The sequence below is a fragment of the Stutzerimonas stutzeri genome (genome assembly GCF_024448695.1).
In the GTDB taxonomy this organism is placed as follows: Bacteria; Pseudomonadota; Gammaproteobacteria; order Pseudomonadales; family Pseudomonadaceae; genus Stutzerimonas; species Stutzerimonas stutzeri_T.
The window spans coordinates 1-17,788 of the sequence record NZ_JAMOHY010000006.1 but is presented as its reverse complement, the minus strand read 5'-3'; the positions used below and the strand labels follow the sequence as shown (position 1 = coordinate 17,788).

Annotated in this window: 17 protein-coding genes; 10 read left to right on the top strand and 7 right to left on the bottom strand. The window is 58.7% G+C overall.

The annotated features are described in order from the left end of the window. The first annotated feature begins 145 nt into the window (after positions 1–145). The 5 genes from trpE to trpC all read left to right on the top strand — a co-directional run bounded on the left by trpE (position 146) and on the right by trpC (position 6,689). The gene (trpE, locus tag NAV32_RS07490) at positions 146–1,624 is read left to right on the top strand and encodes an anthranilate synthase component I (RefSeq protein ID WP_256052180.1); all 1,479 of its coding nucleotides are present in this window, start codon (positions 146–148) and stop codon (positions 1,622–1,624) included. Between the two features lie 120 nt (positions 1,625–1,744). Further along, a complete protein-coding gene (locus NAV32_RS07485) occupies positions 1,745–3,934 on the top strand; it encodes a putative bifunctional diguanylate cyclase/phosphodiesterase (protein ID WP_256052179.1) in 2,190 nt (729 codons plus the stop codon). Between the two features lie 285 nt (positions 3,935–4,219). Beyond that, positions 4,220–4,813 (top strand): aminodeoxychorismate/anthranilate synthase component II, encoded by a 594-nt coding sequence (locus NAV32_RS07480; RefSeq protein ID WP_256052178.1) that lies wholly within the window; start codon positions 4,220–4,222, stop codon positions 4,811–4,813. After that, positions 4,813–5,859 carry an anthranilate phosphoribosyltransferase gene (trpD, locus tag NAV32_RS07475; RefSeq protein ID WP_256052177.1) on the top strand — a complete coding sequence of 349 codons (1,047 nt, stop codon included), beginning with the start codon at positions 4,813–4,815 and terminating at the stop codon, positions 5,857–5,859. The genes NAV32_RS07480 and trpD overlap by 1 nt, the downstream gene beginning before the upstream one ends. Beyond that, a complete protein-coding gene (gene trpC / locus NAV32_RS07470) occupies positions 5,856–6,689 on the top strand; it encodes an indole-3-glycerol phosphate synthase TrpC (RefSeq protein WP_256052176.1) in 834 nt (277 codons plus the stop codon). Before trpD ends, trpC begins: the two co-directional genes overlap by 4 nt. A gap of 50 nt (positions 6,690–6,739) precedes the next feature. Here trpC and crp read toward each other — a convergent pair whose 3' ends face one another. After that, positions 6,740–7,384: a cAMP-activated global transcriptional regulator CRP gene (crp, locus tag NAV32_RS07465; RefSeq protein ID WP_256052175.1), complete on the bottom strand. Its 645-nt coding sequence runs from the start codon at positions 7,382–7,384 to the stop codon at positions 6,740–6,742. Positions 7,385–7,600: 216 nt separating this feature from the next. Between crp and NAV32_RS07460 the strand changes: the two genes are divergently transcribed. Next, positions 7,601–8,023, top strand: a complete 423-nt coding sequence (locus NAV32_RS07460; protein WP_256052174.1) for an OsmC family protein — start codon at positions 7,601–7,603, stop codon at positions 8,021–8,023. Between the two features lie 95 nt (positions 8,024–8,118). Here NAV32_RS07460 and coq7 read toward each other — a convergent pair whose 3' ends face one another. Both coq7 and NAV32_RS07450 read right to left on the bottom strand, forming a co-directional pair. Next, a complete protein-coding gene (gene coq7 / locus NAV32_RS07455) occupies positions 8,119–8,766 on the bottom strand; it encodes a 2-polyprenyl-3-methyl-6-methoxy-1,4-benzoquinone monooxygenase (protein ID WP_256052173.1) in 648 nt (215 codons plus the stop codon). Positions 8,767–8,816: 50 nt separating this feature from the next. Next, positions 8,817–9,158, bottom strand: coding sequence for a histidine triad nucleotide-binding protein (locus NAV32_RS07450; RefSeq protein ID WP_256052172.1), 342 nt, complete (start codon positions 9,156–9,158; stop codon positions 8,817–8,819). An 81-nt stretch (positions 9,159–9,239) separates the two neighbouring features. Between NAV32_RS07450 and NAV32_RS07445 the strand changes: the two genes are divergently transcribed. After that, the gene (locus NAV32_RS07445) at positions 9,240–10,712 is read left to right on the top strand and encodes an AAA family ATPase (protein ID WP_256052170.1); all 1,473 of its coding nucleotides are present in this window, start codon (positions 9,240–9,242) and stop codon (positions 10,710–10,712) included. Between the two features lie 13 nt (positions 10,713–10,725). Here NAV32_RS07445 and NAV32_RS07440 read toward each other — a convergent pair whose 3' ends face one another. Further along, the gene (locus NAV32_RS07440) at positions 10,726–11,661 is read right to left on the bottom strand and encodes a DUF805 domain-containing protein (protein ID WP_256052168.1); all 936 of its coding nucleotides are present in this window, start codon (positions 11,659–11,661) and stop codon (positions 10,726–10,728) included. Positions 11,662–11,788: 127 nt separating this feature from the next. Further along, entirely contained in the window at positions 11,789–12,217 is a 429-nt protein-coding gene (gene hemJ, locus NAV32_RS07435; protein WP_256052167.1) for a protoporphyrinogen oxidase HemJ, read from the bottom strand. Positions 12,218–12,351: 134 nt separating this feature from the next. Between hemJ and argC the strand changes: the two genes are divergently transcribed. Next, positions 12,352–13,386 (top strand): N-acetyl-gamma-glutamyl-phosphate reductase, encoded by a 1,035-nt coding sequence (gene argC, locus NAV32_RS07430; protein WP_256052166.1) that lies wholly within the window; start codon positions 12,352–12,354, stop codon positions 13,384–13,386. Positions 13,387–13,530: 144 nt separating this feature from the next. Continuing rightward, positions 13,531–13,881 (top strand): iron-sulfur cluster insertion protein ErpA, encoded by a 351-nt coding sequence (gene erpA, locus NAV32_RS07425; protein WP_256052165.1) that lies wholly within the window; start codon positions 13,531–13,533, stop codon positions 13,879–13,881. Between the two features lie 52 nt (positions 13,882–13,933). On the opposite strand, the gene NAV32_RS07420 is transcribed toward erpA, so the two are convergent. Continuing rightward, positions 13,934–15,025: an anhydro-N-acetylmuramic acid kinase gene (locus tag NAV32_RS07420; RefSeq protein ID WP_256052164.1), complete on the bottom strand. Its 1,092-nt coding sequence runs from the start codon at positions 15,023–15,025 to the stop codon at positions 13,934–13,936. 2 nt (positions 15,026–15,027) lie between these two features. Next, positions 15,028–16,431 carry a peptidoglycan DD-metalloendopeptidase family protein gene (locus NAV32_RS07415; protein ID WP_256052163.1) on the bottom strand — a complete coding sequence of 468 codons (1,404 nt, stop codon included), beginning with the start codon at positions 16,429–16,431 and terminating at the stop codon, positions 15,028–15,030. Positions 16,432–16,605: 174 nt separating this feature from the next. Here NAV32_RS07415 and tyrS point away from each other — a divergent pair. Then, a partial coding sequence (tyrS, locus tag NAV32_RS07410; RefSeq protein ID WP_256052162.1) for a tyrosine--tRNA ligase occupies positions 16,606–17,788 on the top strand: 1,183 nt, incomplete at its 3' end.

Here is a 17,788-nt window from a genome sequence, read left to right as displayed (position 1 = left end):
ATCGTGGTGGTCACCCGCAAACAATGGACGAATGTCATCAAGGCCCTGGCGCGTTGGCGCTGGCGCGCCTGACTGTCTGCTGACCGGCTGCAGGCCGGTTGTTTGCCAAGCTGTTTTCGAAAGCCCCTCCGACCACGAGGCTGACATGACCCGCGAAGAATTCCAGCGTTTGGCCACCGAAGGCCATAACCGTATCCCCTTGTCGTTTGAAACTCTGGCCGACTTCGATACGCCGCTGTCGCTGTACCTGAAACTGGCCGATGCGCCGAACTCCTATCTGCTTGAATCCGTTCAGGGCGGCGAGAAGTGGGGGCGTTACTCGATCATCGGTCTGCCGTGCCGCACCGTGCTGCGCGTGCAGGATCACCGTATCAGCGTCACCACCGATGACGTCGAAACCGAGACCTGTGAAGTTGAGGACCCGCTGGCCTTCGTCGAGTCCTTCCAGCAGCGCTACCGCGTCGCGCCGGTGGACGGCCTGCCGCGCTTCAACGGCGGGCTGGTCGGTTATTTCGGCTATGACAGCGTGCGCTATGTCGAACGCAAGCTGGGTAACTGCCCTAATCCCGATCCGCTTGGCACGCCGGATATCCTGCTGATGGTTTCCGACGCCGTGGTGGTGTTCGACAACCTAGCCGGCAAGCTGCACTGCATCGTGCTGGTCGACCCGTCGCAGCCGGACGCCTACGAGGCAGGTCAGGCCCGACTGCAGGCGTTGCGGGCGAAGCTACGCCAGTCGATCACGCCGCGCCTGGGCCTGGACTTTGAACAGGGCAACGGCGCCGAACCGACCTTCCGCTCCAGCTTCAGTCGCGAGGACTACGAGCAGGCGGTCAACCGCATCAAGGATTACATCCTCGCCGGCGACTGCATGCAGGTGGTGATTTCCCAGCGCATGTCAATTCCGTTCAAGGCAGCGCCGATCGATCTGTATCGCGCGCTGCGCTGCTTCAACCCGACCCCTTACATGTACTTCTTCAATTTCGGCGACTTCCACGTGGTGGGTTCGTCGCCGGAGGTGCTGGTGCGGGTCGAGGAAGGTCTGGTCACAGTTCGACCCATCGCTGGAACACGCCCGCGCGGCGCCAATGAAGAAGCCGATTTGGCCCTGGAACAGGACCTGCTCAGCGACGCCAAGGAGCTGGCCGAGCACTTGATGTTGATCGATCTGGGTCGCAACGATGTGGGTCGCGTCGCTGAAAACGGCTCGGTACGGCTGACCGAAAAGATGGTCATCGAGCGCTATTCCAACGTGATGCATATCGTTTCCAACGTCACGGGCCAGTTGAAGGCGCCGCTGACGGCGATGGATGCACTGCGGGCGATCTTGCCGGCGGGAACGCTGTCCGGCGCGCCGAAGGTGCGTGCGATGGAGATCATCGACGAGCTGGAGCCGGTCAAGCGCGGTGTTTACGGCGGTGCCGTGGGTTATCTCGCCTGGAATGGCAACATGGACACCGCAATCGCTATTCGCACCGCAGTGATCAAGGATGGCGAGCTGCATGTGCAGGCGGGTGCCGGCATTGTTGCTGACTCGCAGCCGGCGCTGGAGTGGGAAGAGACGCTGAACAAGCGTCGCGCGATGTTCCGTGCGGTGGCCCTGGCGGAGAAAACCGAGCGCTGAGTCGTGCGAACGGTGTAATGCGAAATACCCTGCGTTCCGTATGGTAATGGCTAATTGCCCTGTATATAGTCCGAATTCGCCTATACAGGGCTCTTGACGATTTATCAGCCGGTAACCTGCATGCCGTATCAGTCGAATAGCAATGCCGCCGTATCGCCCGTAAATCGCTACCTGATACGGGTTCTGGTGACTGCCTGCGGCCTGCTGCTCGGACTGGTCTGGCTGCTGTCCAGCTTCACCGATTTGCAGACGAGCACCGCCTGGTTTCCGTTACCGCTGCATGTCGTTGTTGAAGTCTTCTCGATCGTCGTCGCCTCTCTGGTCTTTGCCGTGGTCTGGCATAGCCATGGACCGCAGCGTGCTTCAAGTCCGTTGCTGGGTTGTGCTTTTCTCGCCATTGCCCTGCTCGATCTGGCGCACATGCTGTCCTACAAGGGCATGCCAGACTGGATAACGCCGGCATCACCGGAAAAAGCCATTGCCTTCTGGCTTGTGTCACGCGTGCTGCTCGCCTGCACCCTGCTTGCAGTTGCCTTTCGCATGGAGCCGAAGCGCTCGTTGCCGCGCCCGGCATTGCTCGTCGCGGCGCTGGCGGTGGCCGGTGTGACGACCTATCTGCAGCTCTATCAGCCGCAGCTCTGGCCCCGCACCTTTGTCGATGGCAGCGGGCTGACTTCATTCAAGATCATTGCCGAATGGCTGATCATCGGCCTGCTGGTTGTCGCCGCCTGGCGCTTCTGGGGCGGGCGCAGGGAGCGACCCTCCTGGCATGCCGACGGCATGCTGGCCGCAACGTTGCTTTCTATCTTTGCCGAGCTGTGTTTTACCGCTTACGGCAACGTGAACAGCCTGTTCAGCCTGCTCGGGCACGCTTACAAGATTATTTCCTACTGCTTTATCTACCATGTGGTGTTCGTTGCCAACGTGCGCGCGCCCTATGTGCGTCTTGCGGTGGAAATGGCAGAGCGTGATGCGGCAGAAAAGAAGGCGCAATTTCTGACGTTCTACGACAGCCTCACGGGGTTACCGAAACCGGACCTGTTGCAGGAGAGAACGCGTCAGGCGCTGGAAAGTGCGCTGAAGTTGCAGGGTTCGATTGCCGTCCTTTATATGGATCTCGACCATTTCAAAATGGTCAACGATTCCTTCGGTCATACCTTTGGCGATCGCTTGTTATGTGGCGCAGCCGAGCGTTTGCAGCGTCTGCTGCCGGAAAACGCCATGCTGGCAAGGGCCGGCGGTGATGAATTCGTGATCCTGCTGACGGGACTGGCGGATGCCGAGGCGGCTTCGGTCGTGATACAGGCGATCCTGGCCGAGTTTTCCGAACCCTTCGTGCTGGACCGGCAGAGTATCGTGGCGCCGGTTTCCATCGGCGTGGCGCTGGGTCCCAACGATGGCGACGACTTTCTCATGCTGCTGCGCAATGCCGAAATGGCCATGTACAAGGCAAAGCATGCCGGTCGCAAAACCTGGTGTTACTACGACGCCGGGCTGGATGCCGAGATGCGCGGGCGACTCTATCTGGTCAATGGCTTGCGCCTCGCGCTTTCGCACAACGAGCTGGTGCTGCATTACCAGCCGCAGGTGGATATCGCCTCGGGCCGCGTGCTGGGAGTCGAGGCGCTGGTGCGCTGGCAGCATCCGCAATGGGGGCTGGTGCCGCCAGGGCGTTTCATACCGGTCGCCGAAGAGAACGGACTGATCGTTGAGATCGGCACCTGGGTGCTTTTCGAGGCCTGCCGACAGGCCGCCAGCTGGCGTGCTCAGGGCGTGATGATTCCCAGGGTCGCGGTCAACGTGGCGGCAGCCCAGCTGCACAAGGGCTCGCTGGAAAGCGTCGTCAGAAAGGCGCTGGCAAAAACCGGGTTGCCGGCGTCTGCGCTGGAGCTTGAACTCACCGAGTCGAGTCTGGTGCAAAACAACACCGAGGTCATGCTGACGCTGAGCAGACTCAAGGTGCTTGGCGTGAAACTGTCGATTGACGACTTCGGCACGGGCTATTCCTGCCTCGCCTATTTGCGGCAGCTGGCGGTGGATACCCTGAAGATTGATCGATCCTTTGTGCAGGGGATCGATACCGAAGATGGCCATGCCATTGTCGCCACCATCATTCAGATGGCTGATTCGCTGGGGCTCGCGACCCTGGCCGAAGGCGTCGAGGACCAGGTTATTGCCGACGAGCTGCTGCGGCTAGGCTGCCGGCAGGCGCAAGGCTTTCTCTATGCACGTCCGGTGCCGGCCCAGGAGCTGACGGCGACTCTGGACGCTGTTCGCAGGTATGCGCAAGGTTGCGTGCTGGCTCAGTAGCGGCATGTGGCGACTGTTGCAGGTTGAATCAGGGCTTGGCATAGGCTACTTTGCGTCGATCGTTTTGCGAGACCTTCCCGTGATATTCAGCAGCATCCTCCTGATATGTCTTTTCAAGGCCAACGCCCGATGGCGTTGGCACGCCTGATCCGGTCTTGCTGGCGCCAGGCCAGAAATCATTCGCTCCCTGCTTCGTCCGCCATCCGGTTGCGCCTCATTGCCACGCGACCGCCACGGCTCCGGCGAACACCGAAGGGGGCAGCGCAATTCTCGAGGGTGACGCACATGCTGCTGATGCTGGATAACTATGACTCCTTTACCTACAACGTCGTGCAGTACCTGGGCGAGCTCGGTGCCGAGGTCAGGGTGGTACGCAACGACGAGCTGAGCGTGGCCGAGATCGAAGCGCTCAAGCCCGAGCGCATTGTTGTCTCTCCAGGGCCCTGCACGCCGAACGAGGCGGGCATATCGCTGGAGCTGATTCGCCATTTTGCCGGCAAGTTGCCGATTCTGGGCGTATGCCTCGGCCATCAGAGCATCGGCCAGGCTTTCGGTGGCGATGTGGTTCGGGCGCGGCAGGTGATGCATGGCAAGACCAGCCCGGTCTTTCATGAAAATACCGGCGTCTTCGCAGGCCTGAACAATCCGCTTACCGTCACCCGCTACCATTCGCTGGTGGTCAGCCGCGAGACGCTTCCCGAGCCTCTGGAAGTCACCGCCTGGACCTGCCGGGAGGATGGCAGCGTTGATGAAATCATGGGGCTGCGGCACAAGACCTTGAATGTCGAAGGCGTGCAGTTCCATCCCGAGTCGATCCTCACCGAACAGGGTCATGAGCTCTTCGCCAATTTCTTGAAGCAGACCGGAGGCGTACGCTAATGGACATCAGGGAAGCCCTGAATCGGATCGTCGGCCAACTGGATCTGACCACTGAAGAGATGAAGGCGGTCATGCGCCAGATCATGACCGGGCAGTGCAGCGATGCTCAGGTCGGCGCGTTCCTCATGGGCATGCGCATGAAGAGCGAAACCATCGACGAGATTGTCGGTGCGGTGCAGGTGATGCGCGAGCTGGCCGAGCCGGTGAAGTTCGATACCCATCGTCTGGTGGACACCTGTGGTACCGGCGGCGACGGCATGAATATCTTCAACGTCTCGACCGCGGCTGCCTTCGTCGTTGCGGCGGCGGGCGGAAAAGTGGCCAAGCACGGCAACCGGGCGGTGTCCGGCAAGAGCGGCAGCGCCGATCTGCTTGAAGCAGCGGGCGTCTACCTCGATCTGAGCCCGGAACAGGTGGCGCGTAGTGTTGATACGGTGGGGGTCGGCTTCATGTTTGCGCCGGCTCACCATGGCGCGATGAAACATGCCGCAGGGCCGCGTCGCGAGCTGGGACTGCGCACGCTGTTCAATATTCTCGGTCCGATGTCGAACCCGGCAGGCGTCAGGCATCAGGTACTGGGTGTATTCAGCAAGGAGCTCTGCCGGCCCATGGCCGAAGTGCTTGCACGCCTTGGGAGCAGCCATGTGCTGGTGGTCCATGCACAGGATGGCCTGGACGAGGTCAGCCTGGCGGCACCGACGCATGTCGCCGAACTGCGCAATGGCGAAATTAGCGAGTACCGGGTTCAGCCCGAGGATTTCGGTATCAAGAGCAAGAGCCTGATCGGCCTGAATGTCGAGGACGCTCAGGGCTCGCTGACGTTGATTCGTGATGCGTTGGGCCGACGTAAGACCGAAAACGGTCAGAAGGCCGCCGACATGATCGTGCTCAATGCCGGCGCAGCGCTGTATGCCGCCGACGTGGCGATGAGTTTCAAGGAGGGCGTGGAAATGGCACATGACGCCCTGCACAGCGGGCTTTCGCGCGACAAGTTCGAGGAGCTGGTTTCCTTTACAGCGGTGTTCAGACAGGAGAATGCGCGATGAGCGTGCCAACCGTTCTGGAAAAGATCATTACGCGCAAGTATCAGGAAGTGGCCCAGCGTCGTGGCCGGATTGGGCTGGATGAGCTGGAGCGCCTGGCAGCGACTGCGGACCCGGTACGAGGCTTCGCCCGACGGCTGCAGGAACAGGTTGGCAACAAGCAGCCTGCGGTGATCGCCGAGATCAAGAAGGCTTCGCCGAGCAAGGGGGTGTTGCGTGAAGAGTTTGTTCCCGCAGAGATTGCCAGAAGCTACGAGGCCGGTGGCGCGACCTGCCTGTCGGTACTGACCGACATCGATTTTTTTCAAGGTGCCGATGAGTATTTGCAACAGGCGCGCAGTGCCTGCAATCTGCCCGTCATCCGCAAGGATTTCATGGTCGACCCTTATCAGGTAGTCGAGGCGCGGGCGCTGGGCGCCGACTGCATTCTGCTGATTGTCGCGGCACTGACTGATGAGCAAATGAAGGAATTGGCCGATGTGGCGGCGGGTCATGGCCTGGATGTGCTGGTGGAGGTGCATGACGCTGCGGAGCTGGAGCGTGCCTTATGCATCGAGGCACCGCTGCTCGGGATCAATAATCGGAATCTGCATACCTTCGAGCTGAATCTGGAAACCACGCTCGATCTGCTTCCGCGCGTTCCCCGTGATCGGGTCGTGGTAACCGAAAGCGGAATACTGCACCGCGCCGATGTCGAGCTGATGGAGATAAACCAGGTGTATGCGTTTCTGGTTGGCGAAGCCTTTATGCGCGCAGAGCAGCCTGGCGTCGAATTGCAGCGCCTGTTCTTTCCTGGGCGAAACCGCCCCAGGGCGTCTGGCGACCCGGACTGACCGAGTCGGTGAGCCGGCTACTATGAGGCCGGCCTTTCACCGATCAGCATTCAGCGGGTGCCGAACACCACCATGGTCTTGCCTTTGACGTAGACCAGTCCCTGGGCTTCCAGGCTCTTGAGTACCCGTCCGACCATTTCCCGCGAGCAGCCCACGATACGGCCGATTTCCTGGCGCGTAATCTTGATCTGCATGCCATCCGGATGGGTCATTGCGTCGGGTTGCTTGCACAGGTCAAGAAGCGTGCGGGCAACACGGCCGGTGACGTCGAGGAACGCCAGGTCGCCGACCTTGCGGGTGGTATTGCGCAGGCGTTCGGCCATCTGACTGCCAAGTGCGTAGAGGATGTCGGGGTCCTGCTGCGTCAGTTCGCGGAATTTGGCATAGCTCAGTTCGGCGACCTCGCATTCGGTTTTTGCGCGAACCCACGCACTGCGTTCTTTTTCGGTGCCTTCCTTCTCAAAAAGTCCCATTTCACCGAAAAAATCCCCGGGATTGAGATAGGCGATGATCATCTCGCGACCGTCGTCATCCTCTATCAGGATGGTGACCGATCCCTTGACGATGAAGAAAAGAGTTTCGCAACGATCACCCGCGTAGATGATGGTGCTTTTGGCGGTATAGCGCCGTCGATGGCAGTGAGCGAGTAGTTTGTCGATGTTCTTGATCTTGGGTGTAAGTGTGATAGCGACCATGCTGTAGTCCCGGAAAAGGTTCCAAATAGAGGCAGGTTCTTATTATTTATTGACTGATCTTTATAATTAACAACAAGAGCTTAACAGACAGGTTCAAGTCGACAACAAAACTGCGGCACGAATATCAACTTTGGCAAATCAGTCGCGTTGATTTGTCGTCTCCAGCCGCCGTCGATGCTCATGCTAAGCTTCGCTCTTTTTTAGCGGAGTCTATCGATGAAAGCGCGCATTCAATGGGCTGGCGAAGCCATGTTTCTCGGCGAGTCGGGCAGCGGGCATGTCGTGGTGATGGACGGTCCGCCGGAGAACGGTGGACGCAATCTCGGTGTTCGCCCGATGGAAATGCTGTTGCTTGGTCTGGGTGGCTGCAGCAACTTTGATGTAGTGAGCATCCTGAAAAAGTCGCGACAGCCGGTTGAAAGCTGTGAGGCATTCCTGGAGGCGGAGCGCGCCAATGAAGACCCCAAGGTATTTACCAGGATTCATCTGCATTTTGTCGTCAAGGGACGTGGGCTGAAGGAAGCTCAGGTCAGGCGTGCTGTGGAATTGTCGGCTGAAAAATATTGCTCCGCCTCGATCATGCTTGGGCGTGCCGGTGTCGAGATCACGCATGACTACGAAATCGTCGAGTTGGGCTGAACAACACCTGCACGCTCAAGCCTTGAATTGCTGGTAAGGCGGGCAGAGCGTAACGTTGTCTGGAAGGCCGCTTCTCGTACGGTCTTGCTTGTAGCTCATATACGATAAGTGGTCTTGGTCATCACCTTGGCCATCAGGCTCATGCCGAACTTGACTGGCGCCGGGAAGCGAAATCCACCTGCTTCCAGAGCGGCAGTCGAGTGCTGTGCCTCATCCACGCGCATCTGCTGGAGAATCGCCCGCGATTTCTCGTCGCCTGCGGGAATCTGCTCAAGATGTTCGTCGAGGTGTTTGCAGACCTGATCTTCGGTGGCGGCGACAAAACCCAGGCTGACCCGGTCGCTGATCAGTCCCGCTGTAGCGCCGATACCAAATGAAAGTCCATAGAAGAGCGGATTGAGCACGCTGGTGTGACTTCCAAGCTGGCGAATGCGTTGTTCGCACCAGGCCAGATGGTCGATTTCCTCTTCGGCGGCCTGCTCCATCGCCTTGCGCACTTTCGGCAACTGGGCCGTCAGCGCCTGACCCTGGTACAGCGCCTGAGCGCAGACTTCTCCGGTATGGTTGATCCGCATCAGGCCGGCAACGTGACGTGTTTCGCTGTCGCCTAGCTCGGTCTCGTTCTTCAATAGCCCCGGGTTCGGGCGATTGGGCTGTCCGCTGAAAGGCAGAAGCGTTCTTAATGCGGCATCGGCTTGCATCAGCAGGCGGTCGGCAGTTGAGTATTCACGCTGGTTGGGCATGTCGCCTCCATGTTTGCAGAGCGGTCGTCGATAAGTGCTGCGGGCGTCTGTCAGCCCGGCGGCCAATGCATCTGGCGCTGGCCGAGGACATGCATGTGTATGTGGTAGACCGTCTGGCCCCCGAGGTCGTTGCAGTTCATGACGACGCGGAAGCCTTCCTGGCAGCCCTGTTCTTCGGCAAGCTGCTGGGCGGTGAAGAGGATATGACCGGCGAGCGCCTTGTCGTCTTCTTCGTTGAGGTCGTGCAGCGTGGCGATGTGCTTCTTCGGTATCACCAGAAAATGGACTGGTGCCTGGGGTGTGATGTCATTGAAGGCAATGACCTGATCGTCTTCATATAGCTTGTGCGCCGGGATGTCCCCCGCCACGATCTTGCAGAATAGACAATCCATGGCATGTCTCCGGAATTAGGATCGACTGGCAGTTTAGCAGGCCATTAAGCGATGGGTCAGCTTGCGCGAAAGAGGGGAGCAATGAAGAACGACATTCATGATCTGGCGCTGGTGCTTGAGTCGCGGCTACGGCTGGTGGTGATCGAGTCCTGGGACGAGCGGCGTGTTCTGGAAACCCTGACCGGCCTGGCGATAGCCCGTGGCATGGCGCTACAGGTCTGGTCTGTAACCGAGGGGTTGCGGCGGCTGGCTTTTGGTGGCGAGGCGCTGGATGAGGGCGAAAGCTGTGCCCCGGAGGTCGCGCTCAAACACGTCAAACATGATCCGCAACGCAGCCTTTATGTATTCTGCGACCTGCATCCGTTTCTTGATCAGCCGCAACTGGTGCGGCTGATCAAGGAAATCGCGATGGCTGAAGAGTCGTCGGCGTCCACGCTGGTACTGGTTTCCCATGCGTTTACGCTACCTGCCGAGGTTCAGCGCTACGCCGCCCGTTTCAGTCTGACCCTGCCGTCTGAAGAAGAGCTGCTGAGCATCGTGCGTGACGAGGCGACCCGCTGGAGCGAGCGTAATCGTGGCGCGCGGGTTCGGACCGATAATCGCACCCTGCAGCAGGTGGTGAAGAATCTGCGCGGCCTGAGCCATGCTGAGGCCCGAAGTCTGGCTCACAGCCTGATCTGCGATGACGGCGCTATTACGCAGGATGATTTGCCGGAGCTCAATCGCAAGAAGTTCGAGCTTCTGGACATGCAGGGCGTGTTGGGTTTCGAGCACGAAACGGCACGTTTCGCTGATGTCGGCGGGCTGCATAACTTCAGGCGCTGGCTGGGAGAGCGTCAGGGGGCGTTTATGGCCGGAGGCAAGGATATGCCACGTGGCGTGATGCTGGTGGGCGTCCAGGGTGGCGGCAAGAGCATGGCGGCCAAGGCTGTTGCAGGACTCTGGGGATTACCGTTGCTGCGGCTGGACTTCGCTTGTCTTTACAACAAGTTTTTTGGTGAGACCGAGCGCAACCTGCGAGAAGCCCTGAAGCTCGCCGAGCAGATGGCGCCTTGCGTACTCTGGATGGATGAACTGGAAAAGGGATTGGCCACTGGTGAGATGGACGGCGGCGTAAGCCAGCGAATCCTCGGCACACTGCTGACCTGGATGGCCGAACGAAAGGCCCCGGTGTTTATGGTGGCAACGGCCAATGCGGTGACTCGTCTGCCACCCGAACTTCTGCGCAAGGGGCGTTTTGATGAGCTGTTCTTTGTCGATCTGCCCGACACTGCGACCCGTGCCGATATCTTCCGTATTCATCTGGAGCGACGCGAGCTAGCTCCGAAACTGTTCGACCTTGCCGAGCTGGCGATGGCCTGTGAAGGGTTTTCCGGAGCGGAGATCGAGCAAGTGGTGGTGTCGGCAGTCTACGCAGGGCAGGCGCAGTCACGCGAGCCGGGCCAGCAGGTGTTGCTCGACTGCATTCGGGCAACCTCTCCGCTTTCGGTGGTGATGGCTGAAGCCTTGGCCGATCTTCGTGGCTGGGCTTCGGGGCGTGCAGTCAAAGCCTGAGCGCACGTCGGTTTCAAAGCGTCATCCGCTGCAGATATTGCTGATAGGCCGGCAGGGCAATGGCGGTGAGAATGCCGATGAGCGGCACCAGTAACCAAAAGATAGCCAGAATCTTCACTGCTCGGCTGTTCGGTGGCTGTGGCGGGCCGAAGCGATTAACCCCGCTGCTTCCGGGTACCGCCAGCATGACCAGCGGGAATATCGAGCCGACCACTGGAATCAGTGTCAGTAACAGTAGCCAGCCGGACCAGCCAATGTCATGCAGGCGTTGAGCGCCGATCTGGACACTGACGACAAGAAAACCGATGACCACCAGCGCGACCAGAGGTACGCCTATCAGGCTGGAAAAGACAAGGGTGGCACTGGCTGCGGCCAGCAGCCCCAGGGCGGTAATTGACAGCACCATGGACCAGGCCAGATAGCGCAGGCGACCGATACGGCCTTGCAGAGAAAATGGCTTGAGGTCGCCATATTCCGGCATGGGCTCGGCTACCTGGGCGCTTGGTGGTGCATAGGGCAGGTTGGTGTCGGCCCTGTTGTTTCGCGTTTTGGCCTGCACCTGGCGTGCGAGGTACTTTTCGATGACGATTCCACAGCTCTCGCACTGGATGGCCTGCGTCTGAATATGCCCGCATTTGGGGCATTCCATTGGTGGGGCGACCTCGGGTGTGATGGTTGAATCGGTGTCCACCAATGCCAGGCTGAGCGGCTGACGGGCTTCCCGTTCCTTGCGGGCCTTGGCGCCGGCAGCCTGCAGCGCGCTAAGGTATTTGTCGGCCTCCGTTTCGCTCAGCTCTCGTTTGAGATTGACCGAGCCTCGACCGAAAAGCTGGTCGATCTTGCCGCTGTCGCTTTTGAAGAGCCTGGCCAGATTCGCCTTGACGGTTTCGGCTGACATGCCTGGCATAAGCTCGCCATCGAAAACGATTCGGTACTGGTTGGCCTGCATGTGACGTCCTTGTTGGTGTTTGTCCGACAAAGCCTAAATTGCCTCTGAGGCAGCAACAAGCAAGGCGCGTGATACTGCAGGCAGTGGTGTGCGAAATGTGTACTGCATCACGCCTCCGGGTGATTTGTCAGAAGGGCTTGACCACCACCAGGATGACGATGGCCAGCAGGAACAGCACAGGAACCTCATTGAACCAGCGGTAGAACACGTGACTATGCGTGTTCTGATTGCGCGCGAAGCGTTTCAGTTGCGCCCCGCACATATGGTGATAAACGATCAGCAGGGCCACCAGCGTGAGCTTTGCATGCAGCCATGCGCCTGTACCGAACAGCGACGGGTTGAGGGCGATCATCCAGATGCCCAGTAGCAACGTCGCGATCATCGAGGGAATCATGATGCCGCGATAGAGCTTGCGCTCCATGACCTGGAATCGCTCACGGCTGGTCTGGTCCTCGCTCATGGCGTGATAGACGAACAGCCTTGGCAGGTAGAAAAGTCCGGCGAACCAGCAGACAACCGCGATAATGTGCAGAGCTTTGAGCCATAGGTAGAGCATTCGAGGTTTCCATGTCTGGTGTTTGACGCAGATAGTAGTGGCTTGAGCGGCCATGCGTCACCTCAATGGTTGGCCCCGGGCGCGGGCAGCTTTATCATCAGCGGTCTTTTATCGTTCCATTCGAGAGGCGGCTCATGATCAAGGTCGGAATTGTCGGCGGTACAGGCTATACCGGGGTCGAGCTGCTGCGATTGCTGGCGCAGCACCCTCAGGCTGACGTAACCGTGATCACGTCGCGCTCCGAAAATGGCGTCAAGGTCACGGATATGTATCCGAACCTGCGCGGACATTACGACGGGTTGGCCTTCAGCGTGCCAGACACGGCGACCCTGGGCGCCTGTGATGTGGTGTTCTTCGCGACTCCCCATGGCGTTGCGCATGCTCTGGCGAAGGAATTGCTGGATGCGGGCACTCGGGTCATCGACCTGTCAGCGGATTTTCGTCTACAGGATGCTGATGAGTGGGCGAAGTGGTACGGCCAGCCGCACGGCGCGCCCGATCTGCTGCCCGAGGCCGTCTATGGCTTACCGGAAGTCAATCGTGAAGACATTCGTCAGGCTCGGTTGATAGCTGTTCCTGGTTGTTATCCGACGGCGACTCAACTGGGCTACCTGCCTCTGTTGGAAAATGGCCTGGCGGATGCGTCGCGGCTGATTGCCGACTGCAAGTCTGGTGTCAGCGGTGCCGGGCGCGCGGCGAAGATCGGCTCTCTGTTTACCGAGGCGGGCGAAAGCATGATGGCCTATGCGGTCAAGGGACATCGTCATCTGCCGGAGATTACCCAGGGATTGCGTCGTGCGGTCGGAGGCGATGTCGGCTTGACCTTCGTTCCACATCTGACGCCTATGATCCGCGGCATCCATGCAACGCTTTATGCAACGGTCGCCGATACGTCGGTCGATCTGCAGGCGTTGTACGAACAACGCTATGCCGACGAGCCTTTCGTCGACGTAATGCCTGCCGGTAGCCATCCGGAAACCCGCAGCGTACGTGGCGCAAATATGTGCCGGATTGCGGTGCATCGCCCGCAGGGTGGCGACCTGGTCGTGGTGCTGTCGGTCATCGACAATCTGGTCAAAGGTGCATCCGGCCAGGCGCTGCAGAACATGAACATCATCTTCGGGCTTGATGAGCGTCTCGGGCTGGGCAATGTGGCGTTGTTGCCATAAATCTTGTTGAGCTCGTGTCGGGATTGCTGAGGCGGGTTTTCGTCCCTGGGAATCGATCTGCTGGCAATAGTTGACCGATTTCGTAGGGTAAGCCGATAATGCGCCATCAATGCAGTACAGCGCGCTTTGCGCCGGGAGAACCAAATGAGTGTCGAATCCTTCACACCCACCGCCATCCAGTTCAGTCAGGATGCTGCGAGCAAGGTGAAGAGCCTGGTCGAAGAAGAAGGCAATCCGCGTCTGAAATTGCGCGTCTTTGTCACGGGCGGCGGCTGCTCCGGGTTCCAGTACGGCTTCACCTTCGATGAGGATCTGGCTGAAGACGACACCATCATCGAGCGTGAAGGTGTCAGCCTGGTGGTGGATGCCATGAGCTACCAATACTTGGCCGGAGCGCAGGTCGACTATCAGGAGGGACTGGAAGGCTCGCGCTTCGTAATCAAGAACCCCAATGCCACTACCACGTGTGGTTGCGGGTCTTCGTTCTCCATCTGATCGGGTTTTCTCGACGAGCGCCGCGCTATGCGCGGCGTTTTCGTTTGGGTTCTCAGGCCGGATAGATCGCACCCAGTACCCGCAGCCCTTGAGCCCCTGTAACGCTCGGTCGATTGGCTGTGATGCCTTCCAGGCAGCAGTGTGCCAGCCAAGCGAAAGCCATGGCCTCAATCCAGTCGGGCTCTATTCCGAGATCAGCGGTGCTGCTTACCTTGCTGTCAGGAATAAGCGCCTGCAGCCTGCGCATCAGTGTCGCGTTGTGCGCACCCCCCCCGCAAACCAGTACATCCTTTGTTGCCGGCTGGCTTTTTTGCAACGCATCGCAGATGGCTCTTGCGGTCAGCTCGAGTAGCGTGGCCTGAACATCCTGGGCGGGTAAGTCGGAGAATGCCGATAATCGGTCGTCCAGCCAGACCAGGTTGAACAGCTCCCGCCCCGTACTTTTGGGGCCTTGGGCCGAGAAGAAAGGGTCGTCCAGAAGCGCGTGAAGAAGGGCGGGGTCCACCTTTCCACTGGCGGCCCAGGTGCCGTTCCGGTCGTAGGCACTTCCCTGATTGCGTTGAATCCAGGCATCCATCAGTACATTCCCAGGCCCGCAATCGAAGCCACGGGCTTCCTGTCCGGGCTGGAGCAGGCTGAGGTTGCTGAATCCACCAATATTGAGCACTGCTCTGGCATGCCCGGCGTCGCTGAATACCGCTTCGTGAAAGGCCGGCACCAGAGGCGCGCCCTGTCCGCCTGCAGCCACGTCACGGCGACGGAAGTCGGCAACCACGCATATTCCTGTCAGCTCTGCCAGGAGCGCGGGATTGCCTATCTGAATGGTGAAGCCGCGCTGGGGCTCGTGTCTCACTGTTTGTCCATGGCTGCCGATAGCCCGAACGGCGTTGGGTGAGACTTGCGCCTGCTGAAGGAGTCGTAGAACACCGTAGCCAGCCAGCTTGGCCCAGGTTTGCTCGGTAATTGCTGCGCGTGCCAGTTCGTCGGGGCCTGTCGAGCAGAGCTCGAGCAGGTCCTGTTTCAGCTGTTCCGGCATGGGTTCGTAGTGAGTGGCGAGCAGCCTGGTGTTGCTGGTGTGTTCGATCAGCGCGAAATCCAGCCCGTCGAGGCTGGTGCCGGACATGATGCCGACATAGATCGGCATCGCTATTGAGTCTGCATGGCCAGCATGGTCGCGCGCTCTTTATCCATCTGCGCCATCAAAGGTTGGCTCAGCTGTAGAAAGCGCTGCTTTTCGTTGTTGGCAATCGGATCTGCCATGGGCAGTTTCAGACCGAGTGGGTCGACATGCACCCCGTCTACCTGGAATTCATAATGCAGGTGCGGGCCGGTGGAGAGACCGGTCGTGCCGATGTAACCAATGATCTGCCCTTGCTTGACTTGCGAGCCGTTTCTCACGCCCTTGGCGAAGCCTTGCATGTGCGCATATAGCGTGCGATAGCGATTGCCATGCTGAATGACCACAGTGTTGCCGTAGCCGCCTTTGCGGCCTGCGAGCAAGACCTTGCCGTCACCTGCGCTTTTGATCGGAGTGCCGTGTGGGGCGGCATAGTCTACGCCCTTGTGGGCGCGGATTTTGTTCAGGATCGGATGCCTGCGACCGTTCGAGAAACGAGAGCTGATACGGGCGAAATCGACGGGGGTGCGTATGAATGCCTTGCGCATGCTTGTCCCGTCGGCAGTGTAGTAGCTGGTGTTGCCCTGCTTGTTGGTGTATCGAACGGCTGTATAGCTCTTGCCGCGGTTGGTGAAGCGAGCGGCAAGAATATTGCCCGTGCCTACCCGTTCGCCTTCAATGGTCTTTTCCTCATAGACGACTTCAAAAGAATCGCCTTTGCGGATGTCCATGGCGAAATCGATGTCGTAGCCAAAAACGTTGGCAAGATCCATCGTCAAGTTGTGGCTCAGGCCTGCGCGCTTGGCTGCAAGGAAAAGGCTGCTTTCGATCTGACCGTAGGCGTAGGTCGTGGTGACGTCTGGCTTGAGCTGTTCTTTCTTGAAGGTATAGCCGCTGTCCATTTTTTCCAGCTGAAGGCTTTCCAGTCTGTTTATCGGGCTACTCAGTCGTGCGAGTCCGCCTTGTTCGTCCATCTCGAACTCCAGGCGTTGGCCGATTCGGAGGCGGGTAAGCTGCTTCGCTTCCTTGCTGCTCGCCAGTACGTCATGAACGGTTGACTGAGGCAGGCCGACCTTGGCAAAGACGGTCGACAGAGTGTCACCATTGGCGACTATGACTTCCTTCAGTAGGGGGTTCGTGTCGGCCTGAGCGTTCTCGGTTTGCTCCGGCGAGGCTTCAGTGGCTGCTTTCTGCTCTGAGGCCTGTATTTGTACGAATGGGCTACTGACGTCGCTTATGTTTGATGAGGCCCCTGCTTCTACTGGTGCGTGCTCATTGGCAGCATCCAGCCTGAGGTCGAGAAAGGTTTTCTTCGCCTCGACTTCGCGCGATGGGAACACCAGCAGTGCCAGGCTCAGAAGCGCAGCTACGCCGCTTGCAGCCAAAAGATGGCTCTTCGGGTAGTAAGGTGCTTTCGATTTTGAATAGGTCATTAGATGTCTGGCGATTTTTTGTACAGGAAAATATCTGCCTAAAATATAAGCAAAGTGCTGTCGAGGCAACCCTTGAAACACGCGGACTGCTAACTGGGTGTTAGCTGTGACATTGTAATTTTTGGTCGATCTTGTAAGGTTGACGCCCTTTTATTTCTCGGTGCGGGGCCTCCAATGAAGTCGGTTCAAGAGCAGTTGTCGGTGATCAGGCGGGGCGCTGATGAGGTGCTCGTTGAGGCAGAGCTGATTTCAAAACTGGAGCGAGGCCTGCCGCTGCGAATCAAGGCCGGGTTTGATCCGACTGCACCTGATCTTCATTTGGGGCATACGGTGCTCATCAATAAGCTCCGTCAGCTTCAGGATCTGGGGCATCAGGTGATCTTCCTTATAGGTGATTTCACCGGAATGATTGGGGATCCGAGTGGCAAAAGTGCGACTCGCCCGCCCCTGACTCGTGAGCAGGTTCTGGAAAACGCAGAAACCTACAAGGCTCAGGTGTTCAAGATTCTCGATCCGGCGAAAACCGAGGTGGCTTTCAATTCCACCTGGATGGATCAGCTGAAGCCGTCGGAGTTCATCCGTCTGGCCTCGCAATACACCGTTGCCCGCATGCTGGAGCGTGACGACTTCAGTAAGCGTTATGCATCCAGTCAGCCAATCGCAATACATGAATTTCTTTATCCGCTGGTTCAAGGCTACGACTCCGTTGCTCTGAAGGCCGATATTGAGTTGGGTGGGACGGATCAGAAGTTTAACCTGCTGATGGGTAGGGAGTTGCAGCGCTCCTATGGGCAGGAGTCCCAGTGCATTGTGACGATGCCGCTCCTCGAGGGGCTGGATGGCGTCAAGAAAATGTCCAAGTCACTCGGTAACTACGTGGGTATTCAGGAGGCGCCAGGTGTCATGTATGGCAAGCTGGTATCAATTCCGGATGCTCTGATGTGGCGCTATTTCGAGTTGCTCAGCTTCCGTAGCGTGGAGGAGATCGAATCCCTCAAGGTGGACGTGCAGGAGGGGGCTAATCCGCGCGATATCAAGATCCTCCTGGCTGAGGAAATAGTTGCTCGCTTTCATGGAGAGGAAGCGGCTGCGGCTGCGCATCGCTCAGCGGGTAATAGAATGAAAGAGGGCGAGTTGCCTGACGACATGCCGGATATCGAGTTGCGCTCACTGGAAGATATGCCGATAGCCTCGGTATTGAATCGTGCGGGCTTGGTCAAGAATGCTGCGGTTGCGCGTGATCTGCTCGGCTCTGGTGGTGTGCGGGTAGATGGGGAAGTAGTAGATCGCGCTTTTATGTTTACGCTTGGGGCGACTCATGTGTGTCAGGCAGGCAAGAAGGCTTTTGGTCGTATTT